This window comes from Streptomyces sp. NPDC042336, from assembly GCF_055581985.1.
This window is the reverse complement of sequence record NZ_JBVJEA010000015.1, coordinates 39062-57873: the sequence shown is the minus strand read 5'-3', so window position 1 is coordinate 57873 and position 18812 is coordinate 39062. Positions and strand designations below refer to the sequence as shown.

Annotated in this window: 23 protein-coding genes and 2 pseudogenes; 10 read left to right on the top strand and 15 right to left on the bottom strand. The window is 72.8% G+C overall.

Going from position 1 to position 18812, the window contains the following annotated elements; translation table 11 throughout:
• Positions 1-5 precede the first annotated feature (5 nt).
• Positions 6-314: a GNAT family N-acetyltransferase gene (locus tag ACZ6IM_RS28170; protein ID WP_469560151.1), complete on the bottom strand. Its 309-nt coding sequence runs from the start codon at positions 312-314 to the stop codon at positions 6-8.
• 178 nt (positions 315-492) lie between these two features.
• On the opposite strand from ACZ6IM_RS28170, the gene ACZ6IM_RS28165 reads away from it, so the two are divergent.
• Positions 493-960, top strand: coding sequence for a MarR family winged helix-turn-helix transcriptional regulator (locus tag ACZ6IM_RS28165; protein WP_052842572.1), 468 nt, complete (start codon positions 493-495; stop codon positions 958-960).
• 57 nt (positions 961-1017) lie between these two features.
• Here the strand turns inward: ACZ6IM_RS28165 and ACZ6IM_RS28160 are convergent.
• The 4 genes and pseudogenes from ACZ6IM_RS28160 to ACZ6IM_RS28145 all read right to left on the bottom strand — a co-directional run.
• Positions 1018-1194 (bottom strand): annotated as a pseudogene (locus ACZ6IM_RS28160) (hydrolase); the annotation flags it as partial.
• A 139-nt stretch (positions 1195-1333) separates the two neighbouring features.
• Positions 1334-2179, bottom strand: coding sequence for a DUF899 family protein (locus ACZ6IM_RS28155; protein ID WP_052842570.1), 846 nt, complete (start codon positions 2177-2179; stop codon positions 1334-1336).
• Positions 2180-2322: 143 nt separating this feature from the next.
• The gene (locus ACZ6IM_RS28150; protein WP_469560335.1) at positions 2323-2631 is read right to left on the bottom strand and encodes a hypothetical protein; all 309 of its coding nucleotides are present in this window, start codon (positions 2629-2631) and stop codon (positions 2323-2325) included.
• 27 nt (positions 2632-2658) lie between these two features.
• Positions 2659-3057: pseudogene (locus ACZ6IM_RS28145) on the bottom strand (hypothetical protein); the annotation flags it as partial.
• Positions 3058-3145: 88 nt separating this feature from the next.
• Between ACZ6IM_RS28145 and ACZ6IM_RS28140 the strand changes: the two are divergent.
• A complete protein-coding gene (locus ACZ6IM_RS28140; protein WP_469560147.1) occupies positions 3146-3613 on the top strand; it encodes a hypothetical protein in 468 nt (155 codons plus the stop codon).
• A 14-nt stretch (positions 3614-3627) separates the two neighbouring features.
• The gene (locus tag ACZ6IM_RS28135; RefSeq protein WP_052842567.1) at positions 3628-3852 is read left to right on the top strand and encodes a hypothetical protein; all 225 of its coding nucleotides are present in this window, start codon (positions 3628-3630) and stop codon (positions 3850-3852) included.
• Between the two features lie 204 nt (positions 3853-4056).
• Here the strand turns inward: ACZ6IM_RS28135 and ACZ6IM_RS28130 are convergent, their stop codons facing one another.
• Positions 4057-5022, bottom strand: a complete 966-nt coding sequence (locus ACZ6IM_RS28130; protein ID WP_052842566.1) for a pirin family protein — start codon at positions 5020-5022, stop codon at positions 4057-4059.
• A gap of 148 nt (positions 5023-5170) precedes the next feature.
• On the opposite strand from ACZ6IM_RS28130, the gene ACZ6IM_RS28125 reads away from it, so the two are divergent.
• A complete protein-coding gene (locus tag ACZ6IM_RS28125; protein ID WP_469560143.1) occupies positions 5171-5518 on the top strand; it encodes a tetratricopeptide repeat protein in 348 nt (115 codons plus the stop codon).
• 43 nt (positions 5519-5561) lie between these two features.
• A complete protein-coding gene (locus ACZ6IM_RS28120) occupies positions 5562-6218 on the top strand; it encodes a peptide deformylase (protein WP_052842680.1) in 657 nt (218 codons plus the stop codon).
• 507 nt (positions 6219-6725) lie between these two features.
• Here the strand turns inward: ACZ6IM_RS28120 and ACZ6IM_RS28115 are convergent.
• Complete coding sequence (locus ACZ6IM_RS28115; protein WP_052842679.1) at positions 6726-8159, bottom strand: dihydrolipoyl dehydrogenase family protein; 1434 nt, start codon at positions 8157-8159, stop codon at positions 6726-6728.
• 120 nt (positions 8160-8279) lie between these two features.
• On the opposite strand from ACZ6IM_RS28115, the gene trxA reads away from it, so the two are divergent.
• The gene (trxA, locus tag ACZ6IM_RS28110; protein ID WP_052842564.1) at positions 8280-8675 is read left to right on the top strand and encodes a thioredoxin; all 396 of its coding nucleotides are present in this window, start codon (positions 8280-8282) and stop codon (positions 8673-8675) included.
• Between the two features lie 19 nt (positions 8676-8694).
• Here trxA and ACZ6IM_RS28105 read toward each other — a convergent pair whose 3' ends face one another.
• The gene (locus ACZ6IM_RS28105) at positions 8695-9729 is read right to left on the bottom strand and encodes a LacI family DNA-binding transcriptional regulator (RefSeq protein ID WP_469560139.1); all 1035 of its coding nucleotides are present in this window, start codon (positions 9727-9729) and stop codon (positions 8695-8697) included.
• Positions 9730-9801: 72 nt separating this feature from the next.
• Entirely contained in the window at positions 9802-10506 is a 705-nt protein-coding gene (locus tag ACZ6IM_RS28100; RefSeq protein WP_469560136.1) for a TetR/AcrR family transcriptional regulator, read from the bottom strand.
• A 138-nt stretch (positions 10507-10644) separates the two neighbouring features.
• On the opposite strand from ACZ6IM_RS28100, the gene ACZ6IM_RS28095 reads away from it, so the two are divergent.
• Positions 10645-11208, top strand: a complete 564-nt coding sequence (locus ACZ6IM_RS28095) for an NAD(P)H-dependent oxidoreductase (protein ID WP_052842562.1) — start codon at positions 10645-10647, stop codon at positions 11206-11208.
• Between the two features lie 59 nt (positions 11209-11267).
• On the opposite strand, the gene ACZ6IM_RS28090 is transcribed toward ACZ6IM_RS28095, so the two are convergent.
• Positions 11268-12173: a LysR family transcriptional regulator gene (locus tag ACZ6IM_RS28090; RefSeq protein ID WP_052842677.1), complete on the bottom strand. Its 906-nt coding sequence runs from the start codon at positions 12171-12173 to the stop codon at positions 11268-11270.
• Between the two features lie 138 nt (positions 12174-12311).
• Between ACZ6IM_RS28090 and ACZ6IM_RS28085 the strand changes: the two genes are divergently transcribed.
• Positions 12312-12515 (top strand): hypothetical protein, encoded by a 204-nt coding sequence (locus ACZ6IM_RS28085; RefSeq protein ID WP_469560133.1) that lies wholly within the window; start codon positions 12312-12314, stop codon positions 12513-12515.
• Positions 12516-12565: 50 nt separating this feature from the next.
• On the opposite strand, the gene ACZ6IM_RS28080 is transcribed toward ACZ6IM_RS28085, so the two are convergent.
• The gene (locus ACZ6IM_RS28080) at positions 12566-13516 is read right to left on the bottom strand and encodes a TerC/Alx family metal homeostasis membrane protein (protein ID WP_052842560.1); all 951 of its coding nucleotides are present in this window, start codon (positions 13514-13516) and stop codon (positions 12566-12568) included.
• 149 nt (positions 13517-13665) lie between these two features.
• Here ACZ6IM_RS28080 and ACZ6IM_RS28075 point away from each other — a divergent pair, with 149 nt between their 5' ends.
• Together ACZ6IM_RS28075 and ACZ6IM_RS28070 are read left to right on the top strand one after the other, a co-directional pair.
• Complete coding sequence (locus ACZ6IM_RS28075; RefSeq protein ID WP_469560130.1) at positions 13666-14964, top strand: polysaccharide pyruvyl transferase family protein; 1299 nt, start codon at positions 13666-13668, stop codon at positions 14962-14964.
• 14 nt (positions 14965-14978) lie between these two features.
• Positions 14979-16415: an FAD-dependent oxidoreductase gene (locus ACZ6IM_RS28070; protein WP_469560127.1), complete on the top strand. Its 1437-nt coding sequence runs from the start codon at positions 14979-14981 to the stop codon at positions 16413-16415.
• A 27-nt stretch (positions 16416-16442) separates the two neighbouring features.
• On the opposite strand, the gene ACZ6IM_RS28065 is transcribed toward ACZ6IM_RS28070, so the two are convergent.
• The 4 genes from ACZ6IM_RS28065 to ACZ6IM_RS28050 all read right to left on the bottom strand — a co-directional run bounded on the left by ACZ6IM_RS28065 (position 16443) and on the right by ACZ6IM_RS28050 (position 18720).
• Positions 16443-17462: a sigma-70 family RNA polymerase sigma factor gene (locus ACZ6IM_RS28065; RefSeq protein ID WP_469560124.1), complete on the bottom strand. Its 1020-nt coding sequence runs from the start codon at positions 17460-17462 to the stop codon at positions 16443-16445.
• 35 nt (positions 17463-17497) lie between these two features.
• Entirely contained in the window at positions 17498-17746 is a 249-nt protein-coding gene (locus ACZ6IM_RS28060; protein WP_052842556.1) for a DUF6343 family protein, read from the bottom strand.
• A gap of 25 nt (positions 17747-17771) precedes the next feature.
• Positions 17772-18197, bottom strand: coding sequence for a CBS domain-containing protein (locus ACZ6IM_RS28055; RefSeq protein WP_052842555.1), 426 nt, complete (start codon positions 18195-18197; stop codon positions 17772-17774).
• Between the two features lie 88 nt (positions 18198-18285).
• Complete coding sequence (locus ACZ6IM_RS28050; protein WP_052842554.1) at positions 18286-18720, bottom strand: PPC domain-containing DNA-binding protein; 435 nt, start codon at positions 18718-18720, stop codon at positions 18286-18288.
• Positions 18721-18812 lie beyond the last annotated feature (92 nt).

The following is an 18812-nucleotide window of genomic DNA, read 5'->3' as shown; positions in this document are numbered from 1 at the left end:
GCCGGTCAGTCACTGACCTTGCTGCGGGACTGGTACAGCAGGTCCTGGTAGTCGGGGTGCCGGCTGATCCAGCCCGCGAAGAACGGGCACGTGGCCAGCACCCGCAGGTTCGCGGCGCGCGCCTCGTCGAGCGCGGTACGGACCAGCGCGGACCCGACCCCCGCACCCTCGTACTCCGCCCCGACCTCGGTGTGCACGAACGCGACGAGTTCCGCCGTACGGATGTACTCCGCGACGCCCGCCACCGCGGACTCTCCGTTGACACGGGCCTCGTAGCGCTTCGCCTCGGGCACGTCCATCACTTCGACCGTCATGCGTCCTCCTTGCGGGGTCAGATCCCGCTCGACTCGGCGGAATCCTGCGGGCCAGGACATCACCCTAACCTCGTGAGGTTGACGCATCAACTTATTCCGGCGGGAACGACCACGCAGAGAGTCGCGTCGCCACCACCGCCAGTAGATGAGCTGTCAACGATTTCGCTAGGCTGGCGTCATGGACGCACAGCCGCGCTGGCTCGACCCCGAGCAGAAGGTCGCCTGGGACAGCTTCATCCGCATGCAGGAGACACTCATCGGACGGTTGTCCCGACGCGTCCAGGCCGACTCCGGACTTTCAGCGGCGGACTACGTCGTGCTCGTCAGCCTCACCGAACGAGGCAACGGGAGGATGCGCTTCCTGGACCTGGCCAAGCTCGTGGAGTGGGAGAAGAGCCGGATGTCCCACCAGGTCACCCGCATGGCGAAGCGCGGACTGGTGGCCAGGGAAGAGTGCCCCGACGACGGACGCGGAGCATTCATCGTCGCCACCCCGGCCGGCTACGAGGCGATCGAGGAGGCCGCGCCCCAGCACGTCGAGCACGTCCGCCGCCTCTTCATCGACGCCCTGACCCCCCACCAGCTCAAGACGCTCGGCCGCCTCTCCCAGCGCATCCTGGACCACATGGAGAAGCAGCCGGACTGACCGGCCGCACGGCACGAAGGACAACATCCTCCCGATCGACGCCACTGGGCGGGGAGGTCAGGCTTCGTTGCCGGTGGGCGTGGCCAGGAGCTGCATCTCCCAGGTGAAGGCCACACCGCTGGCACCGCCGTGCTGCGCCTGGACCGCGGCGACACCGTCCACGGTCTTCTCGCGGGCCCAGTCCCGCTGCCACTCGCCCAGCACGGCCATCCAGGTGATCGGGACCACGCCCGCCGCGTCAACCATGAACGATCGCGGGTGCTACGGACTGCCCTTCAGGAGATCCGGAGCGGTTCCCGCGCTCGGCGGCGGGTTCAACGGGGCCCTGGTCGAAGGCGAGGAGGCCGCTGCTGCCCGACCACGCGTCACGCGATCAGTGGCAGTGACCGGGCTCGGTCGTCGGGTCGGTGCCGGTGGCGGTTGCGCCCAGGTCGTCGGAGCGGTCGGCGTCGACGCGCGGCCACTGGGCTGTGGGACGTCCACCCGGCCACTCCCGCAGCGGCGGCCAGTCGGGAGACCCGCCCAGGGTCCGAGTGGCCTGCCCGCGGCGCGGCCAGCCTGCCGGTGAGTCCTCCCAGTCCTCCTGGCGTCCGAACACCGTGAGATCCATGAGCGCGTAGCTGTAGTCCACCGCCTCGGCCCCGCGACGCCTGGTCCAGAACGTCTCGAAGACACGGTCGCCGTCGCGCAGGTAGCACACCAGGTGGAACAGGCCGAGTTCCCGGCCGACAAGGAGCGAGTCGAGCGAGGGCTGGGCGGAGTACCACGGCATCGACCAGCCCATGAAGGCGCGGTAGCGCAGGCTCTCCTCGTACGACGTCCGCGCGTCCCCGAAGCCGTAGGCCGTGTTCCGTCCCTGGCAGAACACGGCGAAGGTGATGTCGCGGGAGTGCAGGTATGCCAGCTCGCCCACGTGGCTCATCACCCAGGTACAGCCTTCGCACTGCTCAGCGGCCGGCCGTCCGGGCCACCACATGAAGTAGTAGGCGATCATCTGGCGTCGCCCTTCGAACGCTTCCAGGAGCGTCATGGGGCCGTCCGGCCCCAGCAACGGGCTGTCCGCGGCCACCTCGACCATCGGCAGCCTGCGGCGCGCCGCGGCGATCGAGTCGCCCTCACGGGTGTGGGCCTTCTCCCGCGCCCGCAGGCCCTCCAGCTGGTGCTCGAAGGTCGCGCGGTCGACGACCGGCGGTCGCGCCCTGCTCGGGTCCTCGGACATCGGTGGCTCCTGGAATCGCTGCGTCGCGACTACGGGTCACTCCTCGGAAACGTAGTCTCTGGCCGGGATCGCCGTCATGCGCCGTCCGACCTGACTCCATCGTCTCCGAACATGCCGAGGACCGCTGGGCAAGGGGTGTCGGTTCAGAAGAAGTGCTTGCGTCCACCGACCGCGCGACCGGTCGCACCCAGGATCCACAGGATGGCGCCCACCAGAATGAGAATGCCACCGATCGTCGTCAGCAGACCCATGCCGACAAGCAGCCCGATGATCAGCAGAATGAGCCCAAGAATGATCATTTCAAACCCCATCGTCAATTCCGGCCCAGACGCATGCGCGCATGGGACACACAACGGCTTGGCTTTCCCTTCGGTCGGTGGATCCCGACCTGCTCCGAATGCCAGGACCTCGGTGCGATAGCCCTTGTGCCCGCCGACAGGGCGTTCACGCACCCGCTCGGCAATCCCGTCCTGCCGGCGTCACGGGGTGATGGCCTCGGGCTGCTGGGCAGGGGTCGCGCTGCCGGGGTGCGAGGTGGCGACGATCTCGGACCGGTGCACCGGGGTACGCCTGCCGCGTCGGTCCGCGATGAGGGTGAGGGCGCATCCGAGGACGACCTATGCGGTCAGGACCAGGGCGGGGTAGCCGGTGCCCGTCCCGTCGAAGAAGGCGTTGGCGCGCAGGAGGCTGCCCGCTGCGCCCGGCGGGAGCAACTGGCCGACGGTGGCCCATCCGTCGGGGAGCCAGTGCGGGCCGGTGGCCAGGCCCGAGAGGGGGTTGCCCAGCAGCATCATGAGGGCGGTGCCGAGGCCGAAGCCGGCGATGCCGAGGAGGGACTGCAGGCCCAGGAGGGTCGTGGACAGGGCGGTCATGCCGAGGACGACCAAGGTCAGTTTGCGTCCCGTACCGGGCCGGCCGGAGTGTTGAGACACGACGTTCCTTGTGTGATCGATGGCGCACGGGCGGGTGGCCGGCGTCGGCCCGGCCGGTCGAGGGAAGACCGGCCTCACCGACAGCGGTTCCGGCCGGTACCGCTCAGGCGAGGGCGGCCGCCGCGTCGAGGATCCGGTTCCGGAACTCGACGGCGTAGTGCCTCAGGTGGTGCTCCAGGACCTCGCCCGGGCACGCCCCGCTCGGCCAAATGTCGACCCGAGTGGCCTGTTGGGTTTCGGGTCCTTCGTCGACGGCATGTTCGGAGGCAAGGACCTCGCAGAGATCTGGCAGAACCGGAACGATCCCCAGGCACTGTTCTCGCAGGCCGCGGGCATCGCGGCCGGAGCCGTTTTCGGGGGCCTGTGCACCGCTGGGACCGCCACGATGGCGACGGCCGCAGGGATGCCCTACCTCACTCCGCTGACCACGGCACGATGCGGTATCGCGGCCGACACCGTAAGCAACGTAACCGCAGGTGCGATGCAGGACTCGTTGTCCTGACAGAAGGAGAGCACGTGGACACTGGCAACGATCAGGGAAACACGCTGGACCACGGCGACGAGGCCGGACGAGCGGTGGCTGCTACCGGATTGTGGATCGCCCTGGCCGCCGGTGTCGCCCTTGTACTCATCGGTGCCTTCGGCATGGTGGCAGGTCTGAAGCCGGCCGTCTGGGTGGCCGTGGTCGGTGTGATCTTCTCGATCGGAGTGGCGGTGGCCATCCGCTCACGGAACAAGTGAGTGGCGGAGGGAACCGATCGGCCGCCACGGGCATCGCCCGGTGCGGCCGGTGGTTCCCTCACCACCGTCTACGGCTGCGACTCCCGCGTCCGCGTCCGCGAGGTCTCCTCCACCCACTTCACCGTCACCTACTTCTACGACGGCGAGGGCAACGTCCGGAGACGCCGGCCTCCAGCGCGCACCGCCATGACGACCTTACGCAGGTCAACGGGTCCTTCCGCGAGGCTTCAGCGGGACGGCCGGCAGCTCGGGGGCGGGCAGCGGGGCGCCGTCGTAGCCCTTGACCTCACCGAACCGCGACCCTTCCATCCAGTCCCGCCGGGCCTGCTCGATCTCCTCCTGGGAGCGCCCGATCCAGTTCCAGAACATGATCAGTTCCTCCTCGAACGGCTCGCCGCCCAGGAGCATCAGGCCCGCGTCCGAGTCGGCGCGCAGGGGCAACTCGTCGCGGCCGCAGCCGAGGTAGAGCATCGAGCCCGGCACCAGGGGCACGCCGTCGACGTGGGCCTCACCGCTCATGGCCAGTACGGCGTACTCGAAGTCCCGTTCCAGCGGCAGGCGTACGTCCGTGCCGCCGGTGAGGGCCAGGTCGGCGCCGACGAGGGGGGTGTACGTGGTGCCGGGCGAGGTGGCGGTGTCGAGGGTGCCGAGGAGCACGGTGGCCGCCAGGCCCGGGGCCGTGACCCGGGGCAGCTCGGCGTGGAACTCGAAGTGGGGGTCGGTGTGCCGGTGGGCGTCCGGGAGGGCCACCCACAGCTGCGCGCCGTGCAGGAGGCGCGCGTGCGGGCGCGGGCTCTCCTCCGAGTGGCTGATCGCGCGGCCGGAGGTCATCAGGCCCAGCTGACGCGGGCGGATGGTCTGCAGGCTGCCGGTGGAGTCGCGGTGCAGTACTTCGCCCTCGTGCAGCCAGCTCACCGTCTGCAGGCCCATGTGCGGATGCGGGGGCACCTGCATGCCGGGCTCGTCGGCGATGTCGTCGGGGCCGTAGTGGTCGACGAAGCACCAGGCGCCGACCATGCGCCGGCCCAGGTTGGGCAGCAGTCGGCGGACCTCGGTGGACTCGCCGAGCTTGACGTGGCGAGGGCTGAGGAGTTCCCGTACGGGCTCCGTCACCACGAAGCCGCGGCCGCCGCAGAGACTGGGTACTGCCTCGCGATCAAGGTTGCTCATGCCGCCCAACCTAGACCCGGCGGGGCCTTCGCGTCAGACGGACGGCGGGCCGTCACCGTGGCGGGCTACGGCGCCCCTCGGCGCACCGCCATCGGTATTGGAATGTTCAACCGTGTGGTGTGGTTGCACGGGCCGAAGGAGGTCCTCAGTGGACATGACGTACTACGACCACGGAACGCCGGCGGAGCGCTGGAAGCGCGCACGGATGTTCTTCGACGCCAAGGACTACGCCGCCGCGGCGCGCGTCCTGGACGGACTGGTCGCCGAGGTGCCCGAGCAGACCGGCCCGCGGCTGCTGCTGGCGCGCTCCTACTACCACTCGGCCCAGTTGCGGCGGGCGGAGGCCGAGCTGCGGATCGTCGTCGAGCGTGATCCGGTCGAGCACTACGCCCGGCTGATGCTGGGCCGCACCCTGGAACGGCAGGGGCGGCAGGAGGAGGCCGACGCCCAGCTGCGGATCGCCTCGGCCCTCGCGGGCGACTTCGCCGAACTCTGAGCGCGAACCCCGGGCGTGGCATCCTGGCGCGATGGGAACCGCGCTGGGAACTCCGAGTGATCGCCCCCCGCTTGCCGAGCGGGTCGAGGAACTGCTCGCCGTCGGCGGCCCGTTGCCGATCGTCGCGGCCGGGGATCCGGTGCTGCGGCGCACGGCCGAGCCGTACGACGGGCAGTTGGCGCCCGCGCTCTTCGAGCGGTTCGTCGAGGCGCTGCGGCTGACCATGCACGCGGCGCCCGGTGTGGGTCTGGCCGCGCCCCAGGTCGGGGTGGGACTGAGGGTCGCGGTGATCGAGGACCCCGCGCCGGTGCCCGAGGCGGTGCGGGTCGCACGGGGGCGGGTGCCGCAGCCTTTCCGGGTGCTGGTCAACCCGTCGTACGAACCGGTCGGCGTCGGGCGGGCCGCGTTCTTCGAAGGCTGCCTGAGCGTGCCGGGCTGGCAGGCGGTGGTGGCACGCCATGCCGAGGTGCGGCTGCGGGCGCGGGACGAGCACGGGCGGTCGGTGGACGAGGTGTTCACGGGCTGGCCGGCCCGGATCGTGCAGCACGAGACGGACCACCTCGACGGCACGCTGTACCTGGACCGGGCCGAACCGCGCTCGCTGGCCTCGAACGCGGCGATGGCGGACCTCTGGTCCCAGCCGACGCCGGAGCGGGCGGCGGCGGCGCTGGGCTTCGACCTGCCCGGCCCGACGGCCTGACCGACCCCCGCGACCGGCCTGCGGCACCGACCTCAGGCACCACCCGCCCACACCGCCCTCCCGCACCGGCCGCGGGACCACCTGCCAGGACCCGCCGCCGGCACCAACCTGCGAGACCCGCCGCCACGACCGACCTCCCGCACCACCCACCGGAACCAGCTCACCGGCACCGGCCTCCCGCACCGGCCACCGGAACCAGCCCACCGGCACCGACTACCTGGACCGGTCACGGGACCGCCCACCAGCACCGCCAGCCAGCCCGCACCGGCCGCGGGACCGCCTGCCAGGACCCGCCACCGGCACCGACCCCCCGCACCGCCCACCGGAACCAGCCCACCGGCACCGACTACCTGGACCGGTCACGGGACCGCCCACCAGCACCGCCAGCCCGCACCGGCCGCGGGACCGCCTGCCAGGACCCGCCACCGGCACCGACCTCCCGCACCGGCCACCGGAACCAGCCCACCGGCGCCCGCCGCCGGTTCCGGGCCGGCGCGGCGGGGCGGGTCAGTTGTCCCGGTACGCCTCCAGCAGCCTCAGCCATACCTCGCTGATCGTCGGATACGACGGGACCGCGTGCCACAGGCGGCTGACCGGTACCCGGCCGGCGACGACCACGGTCGCGGAGTGGATCAGCTCGCCGACGCCGGGGCCGACGAAGGTGACGCCGCGGACGATCTCGTCCTCCAGGTCGACCACCATGCGGGCCCGGCCCTTGTAGCCGTCGCCGTACAGGCTCGATCCCGCCACCGCGATGTCGACGTCGACCGCGCGCACGCGGTGGCCGGCCTGCTCGGCCTCGGCCAGGCTCAGGCCGACGGACGCCGCCTCGGGGTCGGTGAAGACCACCTGGGGAACGGCGTGGTGGTCGGCGGTCGCCGCGTGGGCGCCCCACGGGTCGGACTCCAGGATCGGTACGCCGGAGGCGCGGGCGGCGATGGCGGCGCCCGCGATGCGTGCCTGGTACTTGCCCTGGTGGGTGAGGAGGGCGCGGTGGTTGACGTCGCCGACGGCGTAGAGCCAGTCGTGGCCCTCCACCCGGAGGCTGTCGTCGACCGGCAGCCAGGAGCCGGGCTCCAGACCGACGGTCTCCAGGCCGATGTCGCCGGTGCGCGGCGTCCGGCCGGTGGCGAAGAGGATCTCGTCGGCCTCCAGGCGGTCGCCGGTGTCGGTGACGGCGACGACGGTGCCGTTCTCGCGGGTGACGGACTCGACCGAGACGCCGGTGCGGATGTCCACCCCGGCCTCGGTGAGCGCCTCGGCGACCAGTTCCCCGGCGAAGGGCTCCATCCGCGCGAGCAGGCCGCCGTCGCCGCGCACCAGCATCGTGACCCGGGAGCCGAGGGCCTGCCAGGCGGTGGCCATCTCCACGGCGACGACTCCGCCGCCGACGACGATCAGCCGGCCGGGCGCGCTCTTGGCGCTCGTGGCCTCGCGACTGGTCCAGGGGCGCACCTCGGCGAGTCCCGGCAGCGGGGGCAGGGCGGCGGCGCTGCCGGTGCAGACGGCGACGGCGTGCCGGGCGGTCAGGCTCCGGCGGCTGCCGTCGGACCCGGCCACCTCCACGGTGCGCGGTCCGGCGAGCCGCCCCTGGCCGCGGTACAGGTCGGCGCCGATGCCCTCGACCCACTGGACCTGGCCGTCGTCCTTCCAGTGCGAGGTGAACTCGTCGCGGCGGGCGAGGACGGCCTGCGCGTCGAGGGGGTCCTGGACGGACTGGGCGAGGCCGGGCAGGCGGCGGGCGTCCGCGCGGGCGATGACCGGGCGCAGCAGGGCCTTGCTGGGCATGCAGGCCCAGTAGGAGCACTCGCCGCCGACCAGTTCGCTCTCCACGATCGCGGTGGACAGCCCGGCCGCGCGGGTGCGGTCGGCGACGTTCTCGCCGACGGGTCCCGCGCCGATCACCACGACGTCGTACGTGAGGGAATCCGATTGCGTCATGGGGTCAGTCTGGTGGGTGGTGTGCGAGGTGGCCACATGGGTACGCGCGCGGAATACCCACCAGGTCGGCAGTGTTGTGCCGACGGCTTCTCCCCCGAACCCAGGAAGAGGGATCACCTCATGACCAGCACCGTGGAACTCACCAAGGAGAACTTCGACCAGACGGTCACGGACAACGAGTTCGTGCTGATCGACTTCTGGGCGTCCTGGTGCGGTCCGTGCCGTCAGTTCGCCCCGGTCTACGAGAAGGCGGCGGAGGCCAACCCGGACCTGGTGTTCGGCAAGGTGGACACCGAGGCGCAGCCCGAGCTGGCGCAGGCCTTCGGCATCCAGTCGATTCCGACGCTGATGATCGTGCGGGACCAGGTGGCCGTGTTCGCGCAGCCGGGCGCGCTGCCGGAGGAGGCCCTCACCGACGTGATCGGTCAGGCCCGGAAGCTGGACATGGACGAGGTCCGCAAGGCGGTCGCCGAGCAGCAGGCGCAGGCCGGGCAGAACGGCGAGGAAGGCCGGTAGCGGGCGGACCGGCCGCCGGTCAGCTCGACTCCCGGTGCACCACCCTCGCGCCCAGCACCTTGTGGCGCTCGGGCGCGGCGCCGGGGTCGTGCACCGCCCGGTCGACGAGTGCCGCCAGGTCGCGGCCGGCGGGCAGATCCAGGTGGACGGTGCTGAGCCGGGGCCGCAGCAGCCGGCCCAGCATCAGGTCGTCGGCGCCGATCACGGCGGCGTCGCCGGGGATGTCGAGGCCCTCGTCCTGAAGGGCCCGCATCAGCAGCATCGCGTACTCGTCGTTGTACGCGTACACCGCGTCGAGTCCCAGGGGACGCCAGCGCGCCGCGAGGCGGGCGGCGTCCCGTTCGTCGTAGGCGAGGGGCAGTTCGGTGACGGTGGCGTCGGTGCCGGACACGGCCCCGCGGGCGCCGGCGAGGCGCGGTGCCGAGAAGACGTCGAGGCCGCCCTCCGCGGGCACGACGACGCCGATCCTGCGGCGTCCGCGGTCGTAGAGGTGGCGGGTGGCGCTGCGGCCCACCCCCTCCTGGTCGGTGAGGAGGGCGTGTGCTCCGTCGACGGCCTCGGGGCCGAGGGTGAGGACTGCCCGGGCGCCGGAGCGTTTGAGGACCTCCACCCCCCGCGGGCCGAGGCCGGAGCCGGGTACCAGGACGGCGACCGGGCGCAGTTCGGCCCAGGCACGGGCGGCCTCGTCGCCGTGGACGCCGACGGTGCCGTGCTGCACGACTGTGTAGTCGAGGCGGCCCAGCGCCCACTGGAGTTCGGTGAGGAAGCGGTTGTAGAGCGGGCCGGCGGGGAAGGACGGCGCCGGCATCAGGACCATGCGGCTGTGTCCGGCGCGCAGTGAGCGGGCCGCGGCGTGCGGGACGTAGCCGAGTTCCCGGGCGGCCTCGCGGACGCGGCGGCGGGTGGGTTCGCTGATCCGTACGGCGTCGGCGTTGTTGAGGACGTAGGAGACGGTCGCGCGCGAGACGCCGGCCAGGCGGGCCACATCGGCGCTCGTGGGGGCGGAGCGCGGTGCGGAGGGGTCGGGGGGCGGCTGATTCGGTATCTGCACCATGACGTACGGCATCCTGGCAGAAGCCGGGCGCGGGTCGGCGGGCGGGGCAACTTCGGCCGCCGCGGACCGAGTTCAGGCCGGCGGTGCGGGGGCCGGGAGTTGCGTCCCGGGGGCCGGGGTGTCGGTGCGGGTGACCCGCGCGACCAGGTCGAGCCAGCCCGCCCGCACGCGTTCGGCGGGCAGCCCGCACTGCTGGGTGAGGTGGTGGATCAGGGCGGCGTCGAGGTACGCCATGAGGGTGTGCGAGAGGAGTTCGCTGTCGGCGTCCGGCACGGCCTCCCGCAGCAGCAGCGCCACGTGATGGCGCAGGAAACGGCGTGGCGGGAAGGTGTGGCGGCGTTCGGCGCTCGGTTCCCCGGCCAGGAGCAGGTCGAGTTCGTCGATGGAGCGGCGCAGCAGCGCGCAGCCGAAGGCCCGCAGCCGCTCGACCGGGGGCGCGCCGGGGCCGAGGGGTGGCGGGCCGGTCAGGAGCGCGGCCTGGAACTTCCGCTCGGAGTGGTCGAGCAGCGCCGCGAGCAGCCCGGTGCGGTCGCCGAAGCGGCGGAAGACCGTGCCCTTGCCCACGCTGGCCGCGGCGGCCACCGCCTCCATGGTGAGGGCGCCGGCCCCGTGCTCGGCGACCAGCCGCTCGGCGGCCTCCAGGAGCCGGGCGCGGTTGCGGGCGGCGTCGGCCCGCAGGCAGGGCTCGTCCTCGTCGGTCCCGGTGCCGAGTTGCAGCAGCTCGGGCGGACCGGCGTTCTCCTGGGGCTGCGGGAAGCGCGGCGGGGCGGCGGACATGAAGCCAGCGTAAAGCATCGGGAAGAAAACTGGACCGCGGTCCGTTTGGGATGTTAGAAATTAAACGGACCTCGGTCCGGATCGTCACGGCAGTGTGTCGGTCCGCCCGCCAACCCTTGTTCAGCAGTGGGAGTACTCATGTCTGTCCGCATCCTTGCGCTCGTCGGCAGCCTTCGCGCCGGTTCGCACAACCGCCAGCTCGCCGAGGCGGCCGTCAAGTTCGCGCCGGAGGGCGCCGAGGTGCAGCTGTTCGAGGGGCTCGCCGACATCCCCTTCTACAACGAGGACATCGACGTCGAGGGCAGCGTCCCGGCCGCCGCCGCGAAGCTGCGCGAGGCCGCCCAGGGCGCGCAGGCCTTCCTGCTCTTCTCGCCCGAGTACAACGGCACCATCCCGGCCGTCCTGAAGAACGCCATCGACTGGCTGTCCCGCCCCTACGGCGCCGGCGCCTTCACCGGCAAGCCCGTCGCCGTGGTCGGCACCGCCTTCGGCCAGTACGGCGGCGTGTGGGCGCAGGACGAGGCCCGCAAGGCCGTGGGCATCGCCGGCGGCAAGGTGATCGAGGACATCAAGCTGGCCATCCCCGGCTCGGTGACCCGCTTCGCCGAGACCCACCCGGCCGACGACGCCGAGGTCGCCGCCCAGCTGACCGAGGTCGTCGCCCGGCTGCACGGCCACGCGGACGAGGCCGTCGCCGCCTGACCGGCGCACCGGCACACCTGCGGGACCGGAGCTCCGCCGAGCTCCGGTCCCGCCGTGTGTCAGGCCACCGCCGCGGCGGCCAGCGTGCGCAGTTCCTCCAGCGCGGCCGCGACCGCAGCACGGCGATGACCACCGCTGCGCGTGCAGGTCAGCAGCTTGCGGTGCGGCCGGCCTGCGCAGGGCACGCGGACGATCGGCAGCTCGGGGGTCAGCCGGGCGAGCCGGGGCACGAGCGCGACACCGAGCCCGTGGGCGACCAGGTGGGCCGTGACGTTCCAGTCCACCGCGAGATGGACCACGTCGGGAGTGAACCCGGCGGCACCGCACGCCGCCACCATGTGCGTCCGGCAGGGGCTCTGCGGCATCGGCGCGATCCAGACCTCGTGGGCCGCCTCGGCGAGGTCGGCCTCCTCCCGCCCGGCCAGCGGATGGTCCGCGGGGACGACCAGGTCGAACGGCTCGTCCAGGAGCGGCCGCTGCTCGAAGCGCGCGTCGGCCGACGGCGGGCTGACCGGGGTCGCCTCCACCACCGCCAGATCGCTCTCCCCCTCGAAGAGCAGGTCGAAGCTCTCCGCCACCTCCACCTCCCGGATCCGCACCGACAGCCGGGGGTGCCGCTCCCGCAGCCGCGCCGCCATGGGGGCCAGCAGGACGGCGACGGCCACCGGGAACCCCGTCACCCGCAGCGGCCCGGCCGGGGCCCCCTCCCCTGCCCGCAGATCCTGTTCGGCCTCGTCCCAGCGCGCCTCGATCGCGTCGGCGTGTGCCAGCAGGCTCTCCGCCGCCGCGGTGAGCCGCACCCCGCGCCCCTGCGGCTCCAGCAGGTCGACGCCCAGGTCCCGGGCGAGCTGCCGGATCTGCTGCGAGGCGGCCGAGGGGGTGAAGTGCAGGGCACGGGCCGCCGCGGTGACGGTGCCGTAGTGGGCGACCGCCCGCAGCACGTGCAGCCTGCGCAGGTCAATCATGAAGTGCACGCTTCACGGTGGAGTCCGTAAAGTCAACCTGGACGTGAACGGATCCGTGGCCGCACCCTGTCAGTGGCGCCACGGTGGGACCGGCGCCCACACCAGCATCCCGACGTACCACTGACGCGAGGAGTCGCCATGCCCAGCACGACCGGTGTCGTCTGCCCGCACTGCGGGTGGCCCGACGGTGCCGAGCCCTTCCAGGTGCTGTCCGCCCACCCCACCGGGGCGGGCGGCACGCTGTGGACCCGGTGCGCCTGCGGTTCGCTCCAGGCCCGCGTCGTCGACGACCACGGCACCCGGGTGGTCTCGCGCGGCAGGCCCACTCCCGCCGGCCGCTGAGCGGCCGGGCGGCCAGGCGGCCGGGCGGCCAGGAGCGGGTGGAGCGGGTGTCAGGCCCGCTCCTGCCGCCTCGTGGCCCACAGGCTGCTCGCCGTGGTGACCGCGAGGACCAGCACGATGAACCCCAGCGAGAACGGGATGCCGATCTCTGGCACGTCCACGCCCGACTCGTGCAGCGCGTGCAGTACCAGCTTGACGCCGATGAACCCGAGGATGACGGACAGGCCGTAGGAGAGGTGGACCAGCTTCTTCAGCAGGCCACCGATGAGGAAGTACAGCTGACGCAGGCCCATCAGGGCGAACGCGTTGGCGGTGAACACGATGTACGGGTCCTGGGTCAGCCCGTAGATGGCGGGGATGGAGTCCAGGGCGAACAGGATGTCGGTGAACCCGATGGCGAGCATCACGACCAGCATCGGGGTCATGACCCGCCTGCCGTTCTGCTCCACCCACAGCCGGGTGCCGTGGTACCGGTCGGCGACGCCGAAGCGGCGCTCGATCGACTTCAGCAGCTTGTTCTCCTCGTACTCCTGCTCGTGCTCGTCCTTGCGGGCGTCCTGGATGAGCTTCCAGGCCGTCCAGATGAGGAACGCACCGAAGAGGTAGAACACCCAGGAGAAGGCGGAGATGATCGCCGCGCCGGCCGCGATGAACGCGGCGCGCAGCACCAGGGCCACCAGGACGCCGACCATCAGCACCCGCTGCTGGTACCGCGAGGGCACCGCGAACTTGGCCATGATCAGCACGAAGACGAAGAGGTTGTCGACGCTGAGCGACTTCTCGGTGAGGTAACCGGCGAAGAACTCGCCCCCCGGTCCGCCGCCGCCGACCACCAGCAGCCCCACCCCGAACAGGCAGGCCAGGACCACCCAGACGGCCGTCCAGATCCCCGCCTCCCGGAGGGACACGTCGTGCGGCTTGCGCCCGATGAAGAAGTCGGCGGCGACGAGGACGCACAGGCCCGCGACGGTCAGCAGCCAGACGCTGAGGGAGACGTTCACCGGTGCTCCTCGTGCGGATCGGGTCGCGTACGGGTGGTTCTTGGCCAGGGTGTTTCCGGGATGCGGCGCAGGCAACCCGGCACCGTGCGCGGCCCCACGCACCGAGACCGGCGCGCGCCGGCCGATTCCGACGTGACGGGAGTCCCCGGATGAACCTTCGGCCCTCGCATCCGCCCCCCGCCCGCCGGGGCCCGCGCATCGGCGTGCTGGGTTCCTACGGCGGCTTCAACATCGGCGACGAGGCGATCCTGACCTGCGTGCTGAGCTGTCTGCGCGCCCGGCGGCCGGACGCGCACCTCGTCGTCCTGAGCCGGAACGCGGAGCACACCCGTGCCCATCACCCCGACGCCGACGAGGTGGTGCCCTGGGAGGGGGTCAGCCGCAACCACGTCCTCGACGTGCTGCCCGGCCTGGACCTCCTCGTGCTGGGCGGCGGCGGAATCCTGTACGACGGCGAGGCGCGGCGCTATCTGCGCCTGGTGCGCGCCGCGCAGACCCGGCACGTGCCCACCTTCGCCTACGCCGTCGGCGCCGGGCCGCTGACCGACGCCGAGGACCGGGACGCGGTGCGCACGGTGCTGGCGGAGATGGACGACGTGGTGGTGCGGGACGAGGAGTCGCGGCTGGTGCTGGAGGAGGTCGGCCTGGAGCGGGAGGTCGCGGTCACCGCCGACCCGGCGCTGCTGCTGGCCCCGGAGCCGTTCACCGAGGCGATGATGCGCGACGAGGGCATCCCGTCCGGCGCGCGGCTGGTGGGGATGTCGGTGCGCGAGCCGGGGCGGGCCGCCGAGAAGCTTGACGAGGGCGGCTACCACGCGCTGCTCGCCGATGTCGCGGACTTCCTGGTCCGACGGCTGGACGCGCACGTGGTGTTCCTGCCGATGGAGCGGCACGACGTACGGCACGCGCACGCCGTGCTGTCCCACATGACGGCCCCGGACCAGGGCCGCATCCTGCACGGCGACTACAGCCCGGGGCAGGTCCTCGGCTTCATGCGCCATCTCGACGTGGCCGTGGGCATGCGTCTGCACTTCGTGATCTTCGCGGCGCTCACCGGCGTACCGGTGCTGCCGCTGCCGTACTCCGGCAAGGTCTTCGACTTCGCGCGCCGGCTGGGCGCCCCGGCGCTGGTGGGTGTGGCGCGGGAGCAGGCGGGGCTGCTGCTGGCGGAGGTGGACCGGCTCTGGGACGAGTATCCGCAGCGCCGCGACGACCTGCGGACCCGGATGGGCGAGCTGTCCGCGTCGGCGCGGGAGACCTGCGAGCGGTGCGGGTCCCTGCTCGACGAGATCGGCGCCGCACGAGGGTCGGGCGGCGCCCCCGCGGCGGACGCGGGCCCCGCGGACGGAGGCCCGGCAGGTGGGGGCCCGGCGAGTGGAGGCCCGGCGGGTGGAGGCCCGGCCGGTGACGGGACGTACGGCGCCGAGCCGCGGCCGCTGAACGCCTGATCCGGAGGTGAACGATGCCGATACTGCAAGAGCCCCACGAGTCCCGCACCGTCACCCTGCCGCCCCGGCCCGCCCGGCACGGCGGCCGCTGCGACGTCCTGGTGGTGGGCGGCGGTCCCGCCGGGTTCGCGGCGGCGGTCGGCGCGGCCGACGCCGGGGCGGACGTCGTGCTGGTGGAGCGGTACGGCTTCCTCGGCGGCAACGCGACCGTGGCGCTGGTGATGCCGCTGATGTCGTTCCACAACGAGCACAAGCAGGCCGCGTTCACCGAGGACGGGGACACCTCACGGCTGCTGCCCACCGACCACGGCGAGGGCGAGCCGGTGGTCGCGGGCGTCCTGTGGCAGTTGCTCGACCGGCTCATGGGCCGCGGCGGCTGTCTGCCGCCCTCTCCGAAGACCGGGTACACGGTCCCCTTCGACCCGGAGCTGTTCAAGTCCGCCCTGCTGGAGATGATGGACGAGTCGGGGGTGCGGATGCTGTTCCACTCCTTCGCCTCCGGCGCGCTGCCGCTGGAGGACGGCTCGGGCTGGCGGGTGGTGTTCGAGACCAAGTCGGGGCCGGTGGTGATCGACGCCGGGGTCGTCGTGGACGGCACGGGCGACGGCGACGTGGCGACGGCCTGCGGAGCGCCGTACGAGATCGGGCGGCCGGAGGACGGGCTGGTGCAGCCCATGACGCTGATGTTCCGCGTCGCCGACTTCGCCCGGCCCGACTTCGCCGCGTACGTGCGCGAGCACCCCGACCAGTGGCGGGGTGTGCACGGGCTGTGGGACCTGATCGAGGAGGCCAGGGCGGGCGGCGAACTGCGGCTGCCGCGCGAGGACATCCTCTTCTTCGCGACCCCGCACCCGCACGAGGTCGCCGTGAACAGCACCCGGGTGAACCGGGTCCTGGGCACCAGCGTCTGGGACCTCTCCCGCGCCGAGTACACCGCCCGGCGCCAACTGGCCGAGATCGACCGCTTCCTGCGCACCCGGGTGCCCGGGTTCGAGGAGTCGTACGTGGTGCAGAGCGGCACGCACATCGGGGTGCGGGAGAGCCGCCGGGTGCTCGGCGACTACCAGCTGACCGGCCACGACATCCTGGCGGCGCGCACCTTCCCGGACGTGATCGCGCACGGCGCCTATCCGGTCGACATCCACAATCCGCGCGGCTCCGGCACCGTCCTGAAGAGGGTGCCGCGGGGCAGATTCTACGACATCCCGCTGCGCTGTCTGCTCCCCCGGGGCACCGACCGGCTGCTGGTGGCGGGCCGCTGCATCTCCGGGACGCACGTGGCGCACTCGTCGTACCGGGTGATGCCCATCGCCATGGCGACCGGCCACGCGGCCGGGGTGTGCGCGGCGCTGACCGTCCGGCACGGGCGCGGACCGCGAGGTCTGCCCTACCGGCTGGTCCAGCGCGAGCTGCTGCGGCAGGGGGCCCGGCTGCGGACGGGGCCCGAGTAAGAGTCCGCCGCCTCGGCTCCGGCCGGGTCAGCTCGCCCAGTCCAGCAGGCGTTCCCGGTGCTCGGGTGCGCGCAGGTGGGCGAGCGAGGCCTTCTCCAGCTGGCGGACGCGTTCGCGGGTGAGGCCCACGTGCTGGGCGACCTGTTGCAGGGTGCGGGGACGGCCGTCGTGCAGTCCGTAGCGCAGGCTGAGGATCAGGGACTCGCGGGGTGCGAGGGTGCCGACGGCCTCCCGCAACTCCGCCGCGAGCGCCTGGAACTCGGCGACCTCCGGGGCGCGCAGCACCTCGGTGTCGGGGATGAGGTCGCCCACGACGGTGTCGCCGGTCTCGTCCACGGGGGTGTCCAGGCTGACCGCGTCCCGTCCGACCCGGCGCAGCCAGACGACCTTGTCCGCGTCGATGCCGCTCTCGGCGGCGACCTCCTCGGTGGTCGGCTCGCGGTCGAGGCCCGCGCGGAGCTTGCGTTCGACCTTGGCGAGTTTCTGGAGCTGCTCCACGACGTGGACCGGCAGCCGGACCGTCCGGGCGTGGGTGGCCAGGCCCCGCTCGATGGCCTGGCGGATCCACCAGGTGGCGTACGTGGAGAACTTGAAGCCCTTGGTGTGGTCGAACTTCTCCACGGCCCGGATCAGTCCGAGGTTGCCCTCCTGGATGACGTCGAGGAGGGGCAGACCGCGGTGGGCGTGGCGCTTGGCCATCGACACCACCAGCCGCAGATTGGCCCGCACCATGTGGTCCTTGGCCTCCTGGCCGTCGTGCACGGTCTCCTGCAGCGCGCGGCGCCGCCCGGGCGCGGGGGCGGGCTCGCCGGTGTCGGCCGCCTCCAGTTCCTCCCGGGCCCGCACGCCCGCCTCGATGCGCGTGGCGAGCCGTACCTCGTCCGCGGCGGTCAGCAGGGGCGTGGCGCCGATCTGGGTCAGGTACTGGCCGAGCAGGTCGGGTTCCTCGTCGGGTTCGGGGATCCGGGTGCGCAGCCGTGCGGTGCGGGTGGTGGCGCGGCGGTCCTCCCGGGTGCGTGGTGCGGGTGTGCGTGCCGTGGGCGCCATGTCGGTCCCTCCGTCCCCCTCATCGGGTCGCTTCGTCAGTGCGGCTGGTGTCCGTTCCGCAGCCGTCGGACCACCACCAGCAGGTCGGCCGCCGCCGGCAGGGCGAGCGCCCCGCACACCACGGCGATCACCACGAGCGTGCCGCGGCCGGGACTGTCGCCGGAGGCGGTGTCGGCGGCCCACGCGCCGAAGAACGCGGCTCCCGCGAGGAACAGCGGCGGGAAGAGCGCCGACAGCAGCAGCCTCAGCCGCAGCGCGCTCCGCGCGTGGACCGGTTCGCTCATGCCGTTCCTCCCCGGTGCCGGGGTGTCAGTGGCCGGGTGCGGCCCGGCTGATGTCCGCCAGCGCGGAGTGCGGGTCGTCGGTGGCGGCGAGGTCGCCGAGGCTGACGACGCCGACCGGGACGCCGCCGTGCTCGACGACCGGGAGCCGGCGCACGGCGTGGCGGCGCATCAGCTCGGCGGCGCGGTCGGTGGTGTCGTCGGGTCCCAGGGTGACGACGGGTGGGGGCGTGCACACCGCGCCGACCGTGGTGGCGTCGGGGTCCCGGCCGTCGGCGACACCCCGGAGCACGATGTCGCGGTCGGTGAGGACACCGAACAGGTCGCAGTCGTAGGTCACGAGGACGTCGCCGACGTCCTCCTCGCGCATCAGCCGGGCCGCCCGCGTCACGGTCGTCATGGGCTCGACGGCCACCGCGGCCGGTGACATCACGTCTCGGATGCGCCGTGTCATGTCGCGCCTCCCGGGGGTGTCGGTACGGGATCGTCCGCAGGCCGCGTAGCCCGCACCCGGGCCGGTAAACCGTGCCGCGACGGCCGGTTCAGCCCAGGTCGATCAGGGCCAGGCCGATGTCGGGACGGTGGGTCCTGGCCAGCTCGGCCGGGCTGTCCCGGACGACGACCTCCAGCGTCGGCCAGACCCGGCCGGACAGCAGGTGGCCGCCGCGGGTCGAGCCGTCGGACAGGCCCAGTACGGCGTGCAGGTGCGGGGTGGGTCCGTCGTCGGCGACGGCGATGTCCCCGATGAGGGACAGCACCTCGCACTGCTCCTGGACCGGGACGCGCCGGTAGTCCTGGGCCCGCCGGTCGAACCAGCCGACGACCGCCTCGGAGAAGGCGCCCACCGCGGTCACCTGGGAGGCTCCCAGCGACCGGTCACGGGCGAAGGCGGTCAGTTCGGCGACCGCGTCCTCGCCCTGGTCGAGCACCACCACGTACACCGCGGACGGACCGTCCTGGACCTGCTGCCACTTCATGGCCCGGCGGGTACCCGGCACGGGCCGGGGCAACCCCGGTCGGCGTCCCGCCGCGGGGCCCGGCTCGGCGCGAGGTCTGTCCACGCCGGTCC